This window comes from Nostoc paludosum FACHB-159 (assembly GCF_014698835.1).
Classification (GTDB): domain Bacteria; phylum Cyanobacteriota; class Cyanobacteriia; order Cyanobacteriales; family Nostocaceae; genus Nostoc; species Nostoc paludosum.
The window spans coordinates 22,582-39,324 of the sequence record NZ_JACJTU010000039.1; the positions used below are offsets into that span (position 1 = coordinate 22,582).

Consider the following 16,743-nt stretch of genomic DNA (forward strand, 5'->3'; position numbering starts at 1 on the left):
TCATCACTCATAGCTCATAATTTATCAGTATTAATTTCTGCTTCCACATCTTGTAAGGCTTTAGCTACTATTTCAGCTTGTTCTATCTGTTGATAGTTGGTAAATATTTCTAAAGCTTGTTGATAGTATGCACGCGCTTGTAAGAGGTTTTTAGGATTACCAGCTTCTGGTTTTTCTGGGTCGTCGGGTAAGTTGAATAAGGCGTTAGCTTTGTTGGAAATTGTGTTAGCGTATTCTAGGGGTGTATCTTTGGAATTACGGACTTTTAGAGCTTCGTCATAAGCCGCGATCGCTCTTAAGTTATTCTCCACAGGATGCGAACTTACTAAATATTGCAAAGCGTTACCCAAATTATTTTGCAACATCGCATATTCCCTGGGATGGTCAATCAGATTAATATGCTTTAGCGCCGTCTCAAATGATTGCACTGCTAACCCTTGACGCAAGTATTCCCGTTCCGATGCTAAGGGCATGGAAAGATAAGCGATCGCAATATTGTTGTATAAAATGGCGTATTCTTGTGGGTAATCTTGCCAAGTAAATACCCGCAAAGCCTCATGATAAGCTTGGATACTATCAGTTATCCGCGCTAAATTATACGGCACAAGTGACTGTAACACTAGCCCAAAATTCATCTGTGCTTCTGCCAATTCCTCTGGCGAAGCCAATTGTTGTAAAATCGGTAGCGCTTCTTCATAACCGACTTTCGCTTGCACTAGCAGTTGCGTGCTAACATCTGGTATTGCCTGTAACGTTCCTGCCATCCCCACTTGCGCCCTGGCTTTCAGTAGGGGATACTCCTCACCACACATTTCATAGGCGCGGTAATATAAACTAACTGCATTCCGCAAATCTTGGGCTGTTTTGGGCTTTTTTTGAAAGCCTTGGGCAATCTCAATCAGCATTTGGATTTTTTCATCTGCTGAGGCTGACTCCGACGCAACAGCCGCGATCGCAGCCTTCACTGCTGAATCTGTAATGCTAGGGGTCATAACTCTGCCATACTCTAGCCAATTAGAATTTGAGTCTCTTGACACCCACGAATGATTAAGACACTATGAATAGCATCTCATCACGGGCCATACTGATTTACGCAGGCTTCGAGTCCTTTTGGCGGAATTCCCCTTAGGATTAGCAACTGGGGATGAGGAGATGAGGGAGAAGAATTAATAACCAATGCCCCATGCCCAATGCCCAATCTCTAAAATATAAAACATTCTATTTCTCAAATTCTAGGGGGGAATTGCCAATATTAATGTCAGCTTTAAACACCTGAATATTTTGAAAATATTTTTTGTATCATTGCTAAACACAATCAAAATATTCTTTATAGAATTGTTGACATACATATATGCAGTATTTTTCTAAGCAAACTTTGTGACATTGAATAATGCGGTACTAGTCAACTAAAATAGAATCAAGGTGTCAGTTATCAAACTGATTTGATGCCAAATTAGATGAGCTTACCCTGGATAAACACCGAAGTGTAAAATATGTTCATCAACTATAAAATAAGCCTCCTTGAAAACAGACAGTATCTTTTATCGCATCTTTCAAAGTATCCCCAGCACTTTCTTTGAGTTGATTAACCAACCGCCGCAACTAGCTAGTGCTTATCAATTTTCCTCAGTTGAAGTCAAAGAACTGGCATTTAGAATCGATGGCGTCTTCCTACCAAATACACCAGACTTACCGATTTATTTTGCCGAAGTCCAATTTCAACCAGACAAAAAATTCTACTCATGTTTATTCGCTGAAATCTTTAACTATCTCGACAAAACTGAATTAACTAACAATTGGCGTGGTGTTGTCATCTTCCCGAACCGCAGCGTTGATACTGGAAATACCGAAAGATATATTGAATTACTCAACTCACAACGAGTGACTCGCGTCTATCTTGACGAATTAAGCTCAATTGAGTCATCATCAATCGGCATCAACACAGTTAAACTAATCGTTGAACCGGAATCAACTGCCACAACAAAAGCCCTAGAAATAGTCAACAGTGCCAGAGAGCAAATTCTAGATGTCGCTACGATTAGGGAAATTATACAATTGATAGAGACGATATTAATATACAAGTTGCCGCGATTGAGCCAGGAGGAGATAGGAAAAATGTTTGGATTAAATGAGTTAAAGCAAACTAGATTTTACCAAGATGTTTTTGCCGAAGGTAAACAAGAAGGTAGAGAAGAAGGCAGACAAGAAGGTAGAAAAGAAGGTAAGTTAGAAACGATACCCCAGTTATTAGGGCTGGGTTTAAGTATTGAGCAGATAGCTCAAGTCTTAGGTTTGGATGAACAACTTGTTAGACAAGCTGCACAATCGAAATCCTAAAACAATAAGGTGGTAGGTCGGGGTGCAATGTGTTGTGCCCCTATATTTTTGCTGTCTTTGACTTCAGTAAAGTATTTCTTCCTTCTCTTTGCTTTTTTTAAGGTAGCCTGTTAATTATCGCTAATAATTAATTCTTTTTTAATAAAAGAGAGTTGAATTAAAAAATACCTTATGTTGAAAAATAAATATAGAGAAACAAGTGACACTCTACAAGCTTGACCGCCTACATTATGCACAATCCACAGTGCTGAGTAGGAATTAGGGAGTGGGTAATATCGGGGAAATGAGGAAGTAGGGGAAGAACTTCGTAACTCCTGACTTAGAACTTAGCACTGAGTCTGGTAAACAATAGAAAAACACATAGCCGATGACTAACGTACTGTGGCTACAAGGTGGTGCTTGTTCGGGTAACACCATGTCATTTCTCAACGCCGAAGAACCAACAGTCTGCGATTTAATTGCCGACTTTGGCATCAAGGTACTTTGGCATCCATCTTTGGGGTTGGAACTAGGCGATAATTTACAAACACTGCTGCGGGATTGTATTTCTGGCGCGATTCCCCTGGATATATTGGTATTTGAAGGTAGCGTTGTCAACGCCCCCAACGGTACTGGGGAATGGAATCGCTTTGCCGATCGCCCCATGAAAGATTGGTTAACAGATCTGGCCAAAGCCGCTAAATTTATCGTTGCTGTGGGAGACTGTGCCACTTGGGGAGGAATTCCCGCCATGTCGCCCAACCCCAGCGAATCGGAAGGGTTGCAATTTCTCAAGCGTCAAGAAGGTGGCTTTTTAGGTAAAGATTTCGTCTCCCAAGCTGGATTACCTGTAATTAACATTCCCGGATGTCCCGCACATCCCGATTGGATTACGCAGATATTAGTGGCGATCGCTACTGGACGCATAGCAGACATCGCCCTAGATGAACTGCATCGTCCGCAAACTTTCTTCAACACCTATACCCAAACAGGTTGTACTCGCAACGTCCACTTTGCTTACAAAGCATCAACCGCCGAATTTGGTCAGCGTAAAGGATGCCTATTTTATGACTTGGGTTGTCGCGGCCCCATGACCCATTCCTCCTGCAACCGCATCCTATGGAATCGTGTCTCCTCCAAAACCCGCGCCGGAATGCCTTGTTTGGGTTGCACTGAACCAGAATTTCCCTTCTTTGACCTCAAACCAGGAACCGTATTTAAAACCCAAACAGTTATGGGGGTTCCCAAAGAATTGCCGCCAGGAGTCAACAAAAAAGACTACGCCTTACTCACAATGGTGGCAAAAGACGCAGCGCCACCTTGGGCGGAAGAAGACTTTTTTACAGTTTAGGTAATGGGGAATGGGGCATGGGGCATTGGGCATTGGTTATTCCCCGCGTCCCCCCGTCCCCGTGTCCCCGTGTCTCCCTTATCTCCCTCATCCCCCCACTAATTAAAGGAGAACACAATGGGTATTCAAACATTAGATATATCGCCTGTTGGTAGAGTTGAAGGCGATTTAGATGTCCGAGTTGATATCGAAAATGGAAGAGTGGTCAACGCCTGGACTCATGCGGAACTATTTCGGGGATTTGAAATTATCTTACGCGGTAAAGACCCCCAAGCAGGATTAATTGTCACGCCTCGAATTTGCGGAATTTGCGGCGGTTCTCACTTAACTTCTGCATCTTGGGCGTTAGATACAGCTTGGGAAACAGAAGTTCCCCGCAATGCAATTTTGGCCAGAAATCTCGGTCAAATTGTGGAAACAATCCAAAGTATTCCCCGGTATTTTTATGGATTGTTTGCCATTGATTTGACTAATAAAAAATATCGCAATAGTCGCTATTATGATGAAGCTACCAGACGCTTTGCGGCTTTCACTGGTAAATCTTACGAATTAGGCGTGACAATTTCCGCCAAACCTGTAGAAATTTATGCACTATTGGGCGGTCAATGGCCTCATTCTAGCTACATGGTTCCTGGTGGCGTGATGTGCGCTCCTACCCTCACTGATATTACCCGCGCTTGGGCGATTCTGGAATATTTTCGCACAAATTGGTTAGAACCAGTATGGTTGGGTTGTTCTTTAGAACGTTACGAACAAATCCAAAGTTATGATGACTTTTTAGATTGGTTGGATGAAGACCGCAATCATCGAGAGTCTGACCTGGGTTTTTATTGGCGCATGGGTTTAGACATTGGTTTAGATAGATATGGCGCTGGTGTCGGTAAATATGTCACTTGGGGATATTTAGCCCATGAGGATAAATACCAAAAACCGACCATTGAAGGACGAAACGCGGCGATGATTATGAAAAGTGGAGTGTATGACAGCTTCACTGATACTCACGTCTTAATGGATCAGTCCTTTACCCGCGAGAATACAACTCACTCCTGGTACGATGAAGGGACTGCGGATATTCATCCTGGCGATCGCACCACTAAACCCATCAGCAATAATATTAAAGACTTCGATAACGCCTATTCTTGGGCAAGTGCAGTCCTGCACAAAGATTTCGGACGTTTAGAAGCCGGCCCCTTAGCGCGGCAATTAGTTGCAGGCGGCAAACACGGCGAATCTTGGCAACACTACGACCCCTTTATCCTCGATGTCTTCAAGCGGATGGGCGGCCCTAGTATTCATGTACGTCAGCTTGCACGACTTCACGAAATTGTCAAGCTATATCGTCAAGCCGAACATTGTTTGCGCGAATTCAAATTAAACGACCCTTGGTATATCAAACCCAAAGAAAAAGATGGCAAGGGTTGGGGTGCAACGGAAGCAGCGCGGGGTTCTTTGTGTCACTGGGTGGAAATAGAAGGCGGTAAAATTAAGAATTACCAAGTGATTGCGCCTGGTACTTGGAATATCGGCCCTCGTGACGGTGAAGGTAAGCGCGGCCCGATTGAAGAAGCTTTAATTGGCACACCCATTTATGATTCTAGCGATCCGGTAGAAGTTGGGCATGTAGCGCGATCGTTTGATTCATGTTTGGTGTGTACAGTCCACGCCCATGATGCGAAGACCGGTGAGGAGTTGGCACGTTTTCGGACTGCTTAAGTTTAAACGCAAAGTGGCGCGAAGGTAAGCGCGGAGGTACGCAAAGAATTTTCTATCGTACCTCGTATCTTACTTTTAGAATTTGGTTCTACTATATAGTAGAACTATACTGTCTAGAAATAATTGCAATTTTGCTAGACAAACTTTTATATGGCTGAAATTATTGAGATACCTGTTGAACTGACTCATTTTAAACTTCCTGAAGCCGTCCAAGAGCGTCTGCAATTTCTTCTGGATCGGCAAGATGCAGGGGAAGTGCTTACCCAAGCAGAACGAGGAGAAGCAGAAGGGCTGGTTGAGTTGGCAGAATTTTTATCTCTATTGCACTTGCGATCGCAGCGTGTAATTCGGTAGGGATAAATGGTTACTGTTTCAGTTGCTTTACGTCGATTAGTCATCCAAAGAGCAGGCAATCGCTGTGAATATTGCACCTTATCCCAAACAGGTCAAGCAGCTACATTTCATATCGACCATATCACTCCTGTAGTAGCAGGTGGTACAACAACAGCAAATAATTTAGCACTTTCCTGCGTGTCCTGTTCCCTACGTAAGGCTGCACGACAATTGGTTGAAGATCCAGAAACGCTAGAAAAAATCCCAATCTTCAACCCTCGCCAACAACTATGGAAAGAACACTTTCAATGGAATGATGTACAAGTTATGGGATTAACAGCTACAGGAAGAGCAACAGTTAATGCACTTAAAATGAATCGTGAGATTATGCTGGCGATTCGGGCAGAAGAGGAACTTCTTGGTCGTCATCCACCACCTTAATAGATGCATAAGCTTAACTCACTTTTACCCTCATAATTAAATATTGTACTGGTTGCTGCTTGTCTACTGAACCACAATCTGTTGTGTACCCACAAACTCCCTCTCAAATGCTAGATTCTCATTTTCTAAAAGCATCTCAATAACTTCACGCAAATTTTCCTGCAACTCATCCAGGGTTTCGCCTTGAGAATGCGCTCCACGAAAGCCAGGGACATAGCCAACATATAACTTAGTATCAAAATCTTTTTCAACGATCGCAGTAAAAGTTTTCATATCACAATATCAACTCTAACTATGGTGTAATTTGACCTACGATTTCTCAATCCTGAAAAATACTAAAGGATTGCCATTGATAATTTTTTCATCTACCTTTATCATGCCAATTCTTTCTGCTAATTTTTGTGATTCTAAGTTTGGGCGATCGCAGCTTGCTACAAGATACTGATAGTTAAGTTCATCAAAAGAATATTCGAGTATCTTCGTTGCAGCTTCGGTAGCATAGCCTTGCTTAATAGCTTCAGGCAGCAAAGCATAAACTAATTGAGGCTGTACTTCCTCAAAAAAATTCCACAAACCAGCAAATCCAATAATTTTTTGCTCATTTTTAGTCTCAATAAACCAAAGACCATACCTTTTTTTTGCAAAATTATTTTGGCTCACACTCACCATTTCTTCAACCTGTTCCAATGGAAAAATTTTGTCATCGCACAGATATCTTCTGACGTATGAATCGATGAGAATAGCGTGTAGTGTGTTCAGCCCACTCTTCAAAATTGGTTTTAACAGCAGCCTCTGAGTTTCAAGTATTAAAGTCATTAGTTTAGACCTCACTGCGACTCCAGCATTTTTGAGAGCAGAAAGATTACTTATAGTTTACTGAATCACAATTTGTTCTAAATAACTAGCCAGAATCAAATTATGTAAAGAAAAATAAACTAACCTAAAACCTTTATGCTACTCCAGTGATACCTACAGCTGCCTACGCCACGCATTTGTTATTTTGGCGATGCCTGGCGGCGGGCTACGCCAACCGCCCCACCAATTCTTCTAATCTGGTAAAAATGTCGCAATCATCTTTTCAACTGCTTTGGGGTCTTGCATCAGTTGTTCATTAAGTTGCTTAGCCTGCTCACCTGGATAAACCTCTTCTGTACCATCAATCACAGCTTGCAGTGTATCGCGAACCACTTCTTCTGGAGGTACTTTAGGATCGGGGAAAGACTTGCCCATACCAATATCGATCGCTCCTGGTAGCACTGCCACTACCAGCGTTTTCTGAGCCGCCAACTCTGCGCGAATCGCCTGAGTCATGGACAAAACTGCTGCTTTAGAAGCGCCATAGCTGCCATTAAAAGGAAGATTTACCCGCGCCACCATTGACACCATGTTGGCGATCGCTCCACCTCCATTTTGTTTCAAAATCGGGGCAAAAGCACGGCACATAATTAACGTCCCAAAGTAGTTAACTTCCATCTCTGCTCTAGCAGAGGATAAATCAGGTGCAGCAATCAATCCCTTGTTCAAGCCCACACCAGCATTATTAATCAAAAAGTTGACATCCTGACATTTTAATGCAGCTTGGCGCACAGATTCTTCATCAGTAATTTCTAGCTGAATCGGGATAATTCGCTCAGGGTCAGTTGCAACCAATTCATTGAGCGCCTCCAGCTTGCGAGCGCCAGCATAAATTTTGGCTGCACCTTGCGCTTTTAACCCTTCTACAAAGTACTTTCCTAGACCTCCATTTGCGCCAGTTACCAAAGCTACTGCACCTAAAACTTCCATAATTTTCCTCTACAGCATTGAGACAGAAATTACTCCAATCCAAAAGTATACTTATACTTACTTTTTGAAAAGTACTTACTTTTTTGTAAGTACGTATAAGTTGAAATTCAGCGAATTACATGCCCGAACAGCAAACTGAAGGCACATTATTTGTGCAAACAACGCTCAAAATTTTAGGCGGCAAATGGAAGATTTTAATTCTCTGGCACTTGAAAGATGAAGTAAAACGATACAGTCAATTGAAAAAATTGATTCCTGAGATTACAGAAAAAATGCTCATTCAACAGCTTCGTGAGCTAGAAAATGATGGAATTATTAACCGAAAAGTCTACTCAGATGTACCTCTAAAAGTAGGATATTCATTCACAGAATATGGTAAAACCCTTATACCAGTCTTGAAAGCTCTTTGCGACTGGGGACAAGAACATCTGAAGATTATGAACCGGGAGTGAGGGAGATGAAGAGCAGGGGGGAAAGAGGTAATTTTTAATTCTCTCCCCTGCCCCTCTGTCTCTTTCCCAATACTCAATGCCCAATAACTAATTATTCAAAACTCGTAGCGTAACACACTAAAACTTATAGAAACAGTGCGTTAGGCTTGCCGTAATGCATTTGCATAAAACATAAATTTACACGGTAAGCTTGTGTCTGATTTAGCGCTACATAACTATTTCCCTCGCGTTCCCGATGCAGCATTGCAAGAATTCATAGAATGGTGTGTTTTAGAACAGGCAAAAGCCGCAGAATGTAACTTTACTCCAGATAGAACTAAGTTAGCTAATTTGCCACCAGCAGATTATATTCCCAAACTTGTGGATCAGTTTATGAAAGTTAAACCCGATCCAATTAAAGCAGGTTTAGTAGCAGCGATCGCTGGTAAGGAAGCTGACAAACATGGTTTATCTGGTATGGCTGTCGTAGCTGATTTTGTGTCACTTTATGTCAAGTATTTAATTCCTAAAGAAGGCACTGTTCCAGAAGATGCACAAGCAATATTAACTAAAGCATCACAACATCAGTTGGAAAAACTTACTGAAATTGCCAAAAAACATGGTGTAGAGTTATGATTTTTGCCGGCTGAACAGTTATTTTTTAGAGGCTTTGTCTATGTCATCAATCAAAGCCTCTATCTTACTTTAAGAGGTTAATCTAGCTAAATACCTCTCTTTTTACATTCTTGATCTATCACCCAATATTTCTTATCTACTGAGAAGTTTGCAGCAGATTCCACAGATAAACCCTCAAACAAAAGTTGGTATGCTGCTAAGAGCTTAATTCGTTTTCCTAGCCTGGAGTAACCAGTTTTTTGATAATGTTGATAAAATTTTATTTTTTCTTCAATTACATCAGCCTTTCTTTCTTCTGCAATCAGACAAGCAGCGTAAGCATGAAAAAAAACCTCCTGTACAAGTTCTATTTTTCGTCTAGCTTCATTAGAAAGATGGGCATATGACATTTTTGTTTCTGGAAATTTAGGACATTTAAATGATGATAAATCTTCAGTTTGTCTATCTATTTGCTGAGCCACATCTTTAATTGCTTCCCAAATTGCCTGTTTGTCTCTATAAGCTGAGAAGAATCTGAGGAAATGTGTATCTTTAGGTGGTTTGTTATTTATAGTAACCATGTAATTATCTTTTTTACCGATTTTAAATGAAATCGTCGCTCTCCCGCTAAAACTCTTTAAAACGCGCATAATTTTTTTTGACCAATATTTGAATTATTTAGTTTTAAAAAAATGAATTTTAAACTAGTAAAAGTATATTACAATTGTAGTTTTTTGTAAGGAGGAAAACCGTACTTTAAAAGCAGTAATTTTCTACTTGACAGGTTATTTATGATTTTAGTAATGCTAGCTTTCTAAGTGCAAGTATGAAAATGTTAAGGTATTTGCGGATGTAGTGGCTGAGAAAACACTTGCAGTTACACAAAGTTGAACTAAAATTATTTTTGAAAAATCACAAAATTTGGCTCGAAGAGGACTGGGCTGAACAAGATATTGTGTTAGCTTTTCATCCTCCAAGCAAGCGCGCTTTAACTGAATTTGCAACTGCTTAAACAATTAAAATCATCGAATGCTAACTATTATTGGTTGTGGAAATCTCAATCGCAGTGACGATGCTATAGGTGTAATTATCGCTCAACGCCTACAAAAATATCTAGCTCAAAACCCTCATCCTGATGTGCGAATTTATGACTGTGGCACCGCAGGAATGGAAGTAATGTTTCAAGCTAGAGGTAGTAAACAATTAATAATTATTGATGCAAGTTCAACTAATTCTGAGCCTGGTGCTGTGTTTAAAGTTCCAGGGAAAGAATTAGAAGCTTTGCCAGAACCTAGTTATAATTTGCATGATTTTCGTTGGGATAATGCTTTAGCCGCCGGGCGGAAAATCTTTCAAAATGATTTTCCTGAAGATGTGACAGTTTATTTAATTGAAGCGGCAAATCTTGATTTAGGACTAGAGTTAAGTCCTGTTGTTAAACATTCTGCTGATTTGGTTTTTGAAGAGGTAGTTGCACTTATTAAAAATGTGGCTATAGGGCATAGGGCATAGGGCATAGGGCATTGGTTATTTCTCTCTCACTTGCCATTTCCTTGTCCCCAGTCCCCAGTCCTTCAGCCCGCCATATCACGATATACAGACAGTTCATCTACCCTCATTTCAAAAGGTACGCCTTGGCCTTCTGGGGGACAGACGCGAATTTTGGCGCTGCTGATAATTTGGTTGAGTAATGTCCCCATCGGTACTATTTGTTGTAAGATGCGCCAGTTGGTAACTTGGTCGGGACATTCAATTACTAATGTCATGGCGCTAGCGTGGGTTGTTACGTACCAGCGGCAATTAGATAACAGATTTTGAATTGCGCGATCGCAACCATCGTAAAAGTACTTACTAATAGAATACTCTAGTTGTTGCCGCAATATAATATCTGCCGATGTCGGTTGTACTGGATGCGAATCATCACCATTTAAGAAATACATCTTTCTAGCCATATTTTTTTCCTTCCCTGCTTATATTCCAATCACTATTGCGTAAAGTACATCTTTATTCGTCTCTAATAATTCTTGGGTTTCATCATCGTAGAAAGCACCGACACCACTACATTGAATACCCAAATAATTACTAGCTAAATAAAGCCTCTGTCCTAGAAAACCAGCTATTTGCATAGCAGTTTGGTAGTTTAAATAATCAGACACAAAAAATAAAGTTACAGCGCTATCTTTGGCAATAGCTTGATTAATACATAAGTAACCAGTCTGTTCGCTAAAATTACCCGTCTTAATCAGATGCGTACCTTTATATAATCCGCATGACATTTCCTCTACTCGATGTACCACCGAGTAAATATCTATTTCCTCATGATTTTCTGTTGGTATTGGCTGCTGAAGTTGCTGCATTATATATAGATAATCTTCTTGAGAAATAGATTTTTTCCGGAAACGTCGAATAGAACGCCTATGCAAAACAGTTTGAAGAAATTTATCCTTGTCAAAGCTAAAGTGAGGCTGTTTGAGTGTTTGCTCACTACTCTTTTGTACAGCCGTAGCCTGATAAGTATCTTCAATGAATTGATTAGCTTCAAAGTAATCAGTACCGCAAACAAAAGGAACTTTTATCCTTAACGGTCTGACTTGCTTTTCTTGTAATTCTCCCGACACCGCACAAGCTGTGATAAACTCTTTATTCTCAAATCCCAAAGCTAAATTGAGACCAAGTTTATCGAAATCAAAAATTAGTTGTATATCTTTTTTATGGAGATAAGCTGAAGCAGCAATAGCACCTAAATGGTGTCCGCTATCTAAAAAGCAATATCTCGCGCTTCTATTTTGATATTTCCAGCTAGACCTATAATAAACACAACTAATTAAAAATATGAATCCGTTAATACTTTTATCCGGTATAATATAACTCTCTAGCCCATCATCTATTAATTCATAGATAAGTGTTAGACAATTATTCTCAACTTCTAAATGATAGATACCATCTAGGATTCCCGGAATTTTGCGAACCTGTACGTAAACTTCCGTAGGATATAGAGCGCCTGCTGATGGATTCACCCGCAATTTATCGAGGCTATCTTTATACTCTTTTTCTAGTGTTATTGCACTAGTTAAAGATATAAAAGAGTGAACGGGATTATTGACATTTAATTTCACTCTTCGATAAAATTTTGGATAGAATTTAAATGCAGATGGTTGAGTTGAAGCATCCACATAATTTGGATTTATCTGTACCGATAAGTAAGAATGCTTGGTAGCTTCATGATAGGCGTTAGCTGATATTTTGCTTTGTGGCATTTTTGAGTATCCTTAAAACTTCTGCGTTGCTGGCGAAATCAATTGCTTTATAGTCGTCTAAGTTTTGTAAATTTAAGTTAGGATGGTACTGTAAGAGCAACTTGACGACTTCTGTCTTTCCGGCTGATGCTGCATACATTAAAACAGTTGCACCGTTATCATTTTGGTTATTAATGTTAATCTTGTGAGCCAGCAGCAAGTTAATTAAATCGTAGTGATTGCCAAAACAAGCAAACCATAAAGCATTATTGCGATCGCTATTTCGAGCATTGATATCCGCACCTGCATCAATCAGTTCTTTGACGACAGCATAGACACCCTCTCTCGTAGCCTTCATCAAAGCTGTATCGCCATTTTCACCTGGTTGATTCAACTCTTCAGGATTATAGCCTTTTGCTATTAACCATTGGGTTGTTGCTTCACTTAAACCTTGACTCATAATTACTCTTCAAATCCCACAAATCTCACTAATTAACAAGCAAAAATTTGCTTGCAAAACGTAATGGTGGGCTATGCCCACCATCATTTCACAAGCTATGTGATAGCCTAAATTTGAGCTTTTTGATTAGTAAATCAATGCTCTAATTTGTGCTAATTGCCTAATAAGCCTATTACGCAATAGCTACTAACTCTTCACAATCAGAGAATAATTCTCTTGCTGATTTTTCTGGTTTTGGTGCGCCATAAAAACCAGCTTCCGCTTCAAGTTCATCTACAAAATCCCAAGCTTCGATCGCTCGTTTAGAAAATGCACCATAATTAGCAGAAATTGAGCGAGCATTGGAAATAGCTTTTTGGAGTTCTTTGCGTAAGAATGTTAGTTTTGGTTTCTCTACAAAGTCACCTTTAGTGATAATATCAGTTACAGAAATAATACCAAGTAATTCACCTTGAATCACAGGCGCACGCCACACACCAGTATTAGCAAATAACCGCGCAACATATTCCACATCGAGGTCAGGATTTACAACAATGCAGGGTTTACTCATTATTTCGTAGACATGCACCTTTTCAGGGTCTTTTCCATAAGCAACAACCTTGCTGGCTATATCCATCTCAGTAACCATACCGTAAGCATCGCCACTGTGACGGGGTTCTACAACCAACGCCTGTAATTGCTTGAGCCTTAATAATCTAACTGCTTCAGCTACACTAGCCAAACCGCGAATAGTAGCTACATCTTGAGTCATGATCTGTTTGGCTCTCATAATTGCTGCTCCTTAAATTCGTTGTTGCAAGTAAGCGAATTTGTTCTAAACTGCTGCAATTCTTCCCAAACTGCATTGCTTAGTCTGCGCGGAACGCAAAGATGCTTAACTCAAATTCAAGTTGAATTCTGAGGAATTATATTTGCCGCCGTCAAAAGCGGTTACGGAAATTAGACATACCTATTTCGATGTATTGAACCGATTTCACACCTTAATAAATCTGGCTAGTTTCTGCGAACTGACTTACGCTTTTTCCGTTGTTTTCGTGTTGAGTAAATCTTACTTCCTACCTATTTTTAGGCTTTACCAGAATTAAGAGAGGAATGTCTGAAATCACTCTGTAATCGCCTTTATTGAAGTCTAGGTTGACTAGCAACAATTTAGCTTATCTATATATTATCACTATGATAAGTTTGAATTATGAATCATTTATAAAGATCCCCAGACATATTGAAGGAAAAATCTTAAAAAATTGTGAAAATACAGAAAGTTTGAGTATTTTTAATAGTCTTATTTTAGAAATTAGATTATTAGCAGATAGGTGATATAACTATGATATTGTACGCAAGTAACATCTAGCAATTAAATACCTTCATGTCAATAAAAAAAAGATAAAAGTCAACATTCCACAGATATATGCCAATAGACTTTGGTTGATTTTTCTTATACCTTATTAAGAAACCCCAAAGAATTTGATTTTTTAAACATCATTTGCTACATTATTTGAGTATCCATAATAAAAGAAACACAAGAAAAATGGAAATTAGCGCTCGTAATTCTCTCAAAGGTACCGTTAAAAAAGTTGTACCTGGTTCAGTTAACACTGAAGTAACTCTAGAACTAGCACCAGGGGTAGAGCTAGTGTCAATCATCACAAAATCATCAGCAGAAAAGCTGGGACTTGCAGAAGGTAAAACAGCTTATGCAGTTATTAAATCATCAGATGTATTAGTTGCTGTTGAATAAAAAATATCCAATTTGCTTCTGATACCAAATTGCATTCATAATCTATAAATTAGTGACCTCACTCCTAAAATTAGTTAACAAAGGAGTGAGGTCAAAAATTTATTAGTAGGGTGTGTTGTCGCGAAGCGCAACGCACCTTGAATTGTTGGTGTTGGCGGTGGCGGTGCGTTAGCCTACAATTTGCCGTATTTTTATTACAAATAATTTAATGATGAATTATTCTAATATAAATAGCACGGGCAGTTTCTATATCTACTGATAAAGAAGTGTTTTCTACTTTAATAATTAACGAGGGAAACCTTTGTTGTACAATGATAGATTTTCCTGGTATTATACCCTTGGATATCAGCTTGTTTAAAATTGTTTCATCTTCAATTTTGCAGAAACTGATAATTCCTTGCTCTCCCACTCCCAATAATTCTAAGGAGCAGCCAATCACTCTAAAAGGTGTAAACACAAATCAATTATTAATAATGAATGATGAACTATGAAAATGAAGGATAAAGTATATTTTTATCCTTCATTTTTGTTTACAGCTTATTTCACGTCAATGAAGTACACGGGTAAGGGCGTATAGCTATGCGCCCTTACGATTATCTGTACCTCACTGCTTTACAATGTGCTGTAATTGCTAAGAACAGCAATCAAAGTAAAGGTTTAAACCAAATACGCTTCTTGATGTGTTTTAATTGTGCAATTAGAACGAGGATAGGTTACACAAAGTAAAGCGTATCCTTTAGAAACCTGCTCGTCATCTAGGAAGTTTTGATCGTCTTGATTAATTTCACCTTCAACAACCTTGCCAACACAGCTAGAGCAAGAACCTGCATGACAAGAGAAGGGCAACTCAATACCATTTTCTTCTGCTGCTTCTAAGATAGTAGTCTCTTCGTCAACTTCAATTGTGGCGTCGATGTCTTCTTTTTTGTTGATTAATCTAACTTGGTAGGTAGCCATTTTCCGATTCTCCTCAAACGTTATACAATTAGGATTAATTTCCGAAAATTTTGAGTCAACTTATCGCTGTGCAATGCGATCGCCTAACACTGACAATGGTGTTAGCTGCAAGGTACACCAGTAGGCGTACAGTCACCTGTTTTGAAAGACTTTCCACAACCGCAGTTCTCAGTTGCATTGGGGTTGATGAACTTAAAGCCGCTTTCCATCACACCCTCAACGAAGTCAACAATAACTCCTTCTAATAACGGCGCACTTTTGGCGTCAACGTAAACCAGCACTTTGCCTTGCTGGATTACCAAATCGTCTGGTTGGGGTTTGTTAGTGATATCCATTGCATATTCGTAGCCACTGCAACCACCATCTTTGACAGAGAAGCGGACACCTTTAGTTGCGCCATTAGCGTCGGGTGCGGAACCTCTAAGAAATGCCCACAGATGAAATTCTGCTTTTTCTGATAAAGTTACAGACATTAGATCTCCTGATTTATTGTTTGTCCGTTGTCATTAGTCCTTTGTCATTTGCCCTTTGCTTTCTTACTAATGACCAATGACTAATGACGAAATTAGCTATTTTGTGCAATACCGCTGGCTTCCATTGAATTGGGTTGAGCGTATCTCCAGGGCGCACTATTACCGCATACTGGACAAGAGCGATCGCGGTAAGAACGGCGCTTAGCAAATTCCAATCTGCTCAAGTCCATAGTTAGCAATTGCGACAATAAAGGCTGACTAAACCCAGTAATCAACTTAATCGCCTCCAGCGCGGTTAAACAAGCCAGCGTTCCAGAAACAGCGCCTAGAACTGAAAAGCCGCGCCGATCCCAATCAGGCTTTTCTGGAAACAGACAGGACAAACAAGGAGTCACACCAGGAATAATCGTTGTCAGGTAAGCTTCCATCCCGTCCATTGCAGCTTCCACCATTGGCTTACGCCAGCGCACGCAAGCTTCATTTAACAAATTGCGCTCCGTAAAATTATGGGCACAATCAAGAGCCATATCAGCGGATTGCACCAACGCGTCCACATTTTCCGGGGTGATATAATCATGAACTGCTTCCACCTGGACATCAGGATTGATTGCATCCAGAGTTTCCTTAGCTTTGAATACCCTTGGCTTACCTACCCAATCGTCCGTCATCAAAACCTGACGATTCATATCATCCAGCCGCAAGTCACCACCCCGGACTAGGATTAGCCGCCCAACGCCCGCTACTGCTAAGTAAAGCGCCGCCGTACCGCCCAATCCTCCCACACCCGTAACCAAAACCGTTGCTGACTTTAGGCGCTTCTGTGCTGCTTCGCCAAAATTAGGCAGCATCATTTGGCGACGATAGCGTTCTAATTCGGTAGGCGTTAGGTTTACCAAT

The 16,743-nt window shown here is 40.2% G+C and carries 22 protein-coding genes; 9 read left to right on the forward strand and 13 right to left on the reverse strand.

Translation table 11 applies throughout. The features are described from left to right. Positions 1 to 14: 14 nt before the first annotated feature. Entirely contained in the window at positions 15 to 992 is a 978-nt protein-coding gene (locus tag H6H03_RS28650) for a hypothetical protein (RefSeq protein ID WP_190958450.1), read from the reverse strand. Between the two features lie 529 nt (positions 993 to 1,521). Here H6H03_RS28650 and H6H03_RS28655 point away from each other — a divergent pair. The 5 genes from H6H03_RS28655 (at position 1,522) to H6H03_RS28675 (ending at position 6,154) form a co-directional block, all read left to right on the forward strand. Next, entirely contained in the window at positions 1,522 to 2,337 is an 816-nt protein-coding gene (locus tag H6H03_RS28655) for an Rpn family recombination-promoting nuclease/putative transposase (protein ID WP_190958451.1), read from the forward strand. Between the two features lie 367 nt (positions 2,338 to 2,704). Then, complete coding sequence (locus H6H03_RS28660; RefSeq protein ID WP_190958452.1) at positions 2,705 to 3,667, forward strand: hydrogenase small subunit; 963 nt, start codon at positions 2,705 to 2,707, stop codon at positions 3,665 to 3,667. 117 nt (positions 3,668 to 3,784) lie between these two features. Continuing rightward, positions 3,785 to 5,380, forward strand: a complete 1,596-nt coding sequence (locus H6H03_RS28665; RefSeq protein WP_190958453.1) for a nickel-dependent hydrogenase large subunit — start codon at positions 3,785 to 3,787, stop codon at positions 5,378 to 5,380. Between the two features lie 150 nt (positions 5,381 to 5,530). Then, complete coding sequence (locus H6H03_RS28670; RefSeq protein WP_190958454.1) at positions 5,531 to 5,734, forward strand: hypothetical protein; 204 nt, start codon at positions 5,531 to 5,533, stop codon at positions 5,732 to 5,734. Positions 5,735 to 5,740: 6 nt separating this feature from the next. Then, complete coding sequence (locus H6H03_RS28675) at positions 5,741 to 6,154, forward strand: HNH endonuclease (protein WP_190958455.1); 414 nt, start codon at positions 5,741 to 5,743, stop codon at positions 6,152 to 6,154. A gap of 63 nt (positions 6,155 to 6,217) precedes the next feature. Here H6H03_RS28675 and H6H03_RS28680 read toward each other — a convergent pair whose 3' ends face one another. The 3 genes from H6H03_RS28680 to H6H03_RS28690 all read right to left on the reverse strand — a co-directional run bounded on the left by H6H03_RS28680 (position 6,218) and on the right by H6H03_RS28690 (position 7,939). Continuing rightward, positions 6,218 to 6,427, reverse strand: coding sequence for a type II toxin-antitoxin system HicB family antitoxin (locus H6H03_RS28680; protein WP_190958456.1), 210 nt, complete (start codon positions 6,425 to 6,427; stop codon positions 6,218 to 6,220). A 36-nt stretch (positions 6,428 to 6,463) separates the two neighbouring features. Continuing rightward, a complete protein-coding gene (locus H6H03_RS28685) occupies positions 6,464 to 6,970 on the reverse strand; it encodes a GNAT family N-acetyltransferase (protein WP_190958457.1) in 507 nt (168 codons plus the stop codon). Positions 6,971 to 7,201: 231 nt separating this feature from the next. Next, positions 7,202 to 7,939: an SDR family oxidoreductase gene (locus H6H03_RS28690; RefSeq protein WP_190958458.1), complete on the reverse strand. Its 738-nt coding sequence runs from the start codon at positions 7,937 to 7,939 to the stop codon at positions 7,202 to 7,204. A gap of 119 nt (positions 7,940 to 8,058) precedes the next feature. On the opposite strand from H6H03_RS28690, the gene H6H03_RS28695 reads away from it, so the two are divergent. After that, a complete protein-coding gene (locus tag H6H03_RS28695) occupies positions 8,059 to 8,391 on the forward strand; it encodes a winged helix-turn-helix transcriptional regulator (protein WP_190958459.1) in 333 nt (110 codons plus the stop codon). A gap of 192 nt (positions 8,392 to 8,583) precedes the next feature. Continuing rightward, a complete protein-coding gene (locus H6H03_RS28700; RefSeq protein ID WP_190958460.1) occupies positions 8,584 to 9,006 on the forward strand; it encodes a hypothetical protein in 423 nt (140 codons plus the stop codon). Positions 9,007 to 9,092: 86 nt separating this feature from the next. Here the strand turns inward: H6H03_RS28700 and H6H03_RS28705 are convergent, their stop codons facing one another. Then, positions 9,093 to 9,635, reverse strand: coding sequence for a DUF7004 family protein (locus tag H6H03_RS28705; RefSeq protein ID WP_190958461.1), 543 nt, complete (start codon positions 9,633 to 9,635; stop codon positions 9,093 to 9,095). A 379-nt stretch (positions 9,636 to 10,014) separates the two neighbouring features. Between H6H03_RS28705 and H6H03_RS28710 the strand changes: the two genes are divergently transcribed. Next, positions 10,015 to 10,497: a hydrogenase maturation protease gene (locus H6H03_RS28710; protein ID WP_190958462.1), complete on the forward strand. Its 483-nt coding sequence runs from the start codon at positions 10,015 to 10,017 to the stop codon at positions 10,495 to 10,497. Between the two features lie 62 nt (positions 10,498 to 10,559). Here the strand turns inward: H6H03_RS28710 and H6H03_RS28715 are convergent, their stop codons facing one another. The 4 genes from H6H03_RS28715 to H6H03_RS28730 form a co-directional block, all read right to left on the reverse strand. Next, a complete protein-coding gene (locus tag H6H03_RS28715) occupies positions 10,560 to 10,937 on the reverse strand; it encodes a hypothetical protein (RefSeq protein WP_190958463.1) in 378 nt (125 codons plus the stop codon). A gap of 18 nt (positions 10,938 to 10,955) precedes the next feature. Continuing rightward, positions 10,956 to 12,242 carry a nitroreductase family protein gene (locus tag H6H03_RS28720; protein WP_190958464.1) on the reverse strand — a complete coding sequence of 429 codons (1,287 nt, stop codon included), beginning with the start codon at positions 12,240 to 12,242 and terminating at the stop codon, positions 10,956 to 10,958. Further along, positions 12,217 to 12,681 carry an ankyrin repeat domain-containing protein gene (locus H6H03_RS28725; RefSeq protein WP_190958465.1) on the reverse strand — a complete coding sequence of 155 codons (465 nt, stop codon included), beginning with the start codon at positions 12,679 to 12,681 and terminating at the stop codon, positions 12,217 to 12,219. The genes H6H03_RS28720 and H6H03_RS28725 overlap by 26 nt, the downstream gene beginning before the upstream one ends. Positions 12,682 to 12,853: 172 nt before the next feature. Continuing rightward, entirely contained in the window at positions 12,854 to 13,450 is a 597-nt protein-coding gene (locus tag H6H03_RS28730) for a CBS domain-containing protein (RefSeq protein WP_190958466.1), read from the reverse strand. Between the two features lie 756 nt (positions 13,451 to 14,206). Between H6H03_RS28730 and H6H03_RS28735 the strand changes: the two genes are divergently transcribed. Next, positions 14,207 to 14,416, forward strand: coding sequence for a TOBE domain-containing protein (locus tag H6H03_RS28735; protein WP_190958467.1), 210 nt, complete (start codon positions 14,207 to 14,209; stop codon positions 14,414 to 14,416). Between the two features lie 205 nt (positions 14,417 to 14,621). On the opposite strand, the gene H6H03_RS28740 is transcribed toward H6H03_RS28735, so the two are convergent. The 4 genes from H6H03_RS28740 to H6H03_RS28755 all read right to left on the reverse strand — a co-directional run bounded on the left by H6H03_RS28740 (position 14,622) and on the right by H6H03_RS28755 (position 16,742). Beyond that, positions 14,622 to 14,873 carry a FeoA family protein gene (locus H6H03_RS28740; RefSeq protein ID WP_190958468.1) on the reverse strand — a complete coding sequence of 84 codons (252 nt, stop codon included), beginning with the start codon at positions 14,871 to 14,873 and terminating at the stop codon, positions 14,622 to 14,624. A gap of 200 nt (positions 14,874 to 15,073) precedes the next feature. Continuing rightward, a complete protein-coding gene (locus tag H6H03_RS28745; RefSeq protein WP_190958469.1) occupies positions 15,074 to 15,373 on the reverse strand; it encodes a 2Fe-2S iron-sulfur cluster-binding protein in 300 nt (99 codons plus the stop codon). A gap of 101 nt (positions 15,374 to 15,474) precedes the next feature. Beyond that, entirely contained in the window at positions 15,475 to 15,846 is a 372-nt protein-coding gene (locus H6H03_RS28750) for a HesB/IscA family protein (protein ID WP_190958470.1), read from the reverse strand. Between the two features lie 92 nt (positions 15,847 to 15,938). Continuing rightward, positions 15,939 to 16,742 (reverse strand): HesA/MoeB/ThiF family protein, encoded by an 804-nt coding sequence (locus H6H03_RS28755; RefSeq protein WP_190958471.1) that lies wholly within the window; start codon positions 16,740 to 16,742, stop codon positions 15,939 to 15,941. Between the last annotated feature and the right edge of the window lies 1 nt (position 16,743).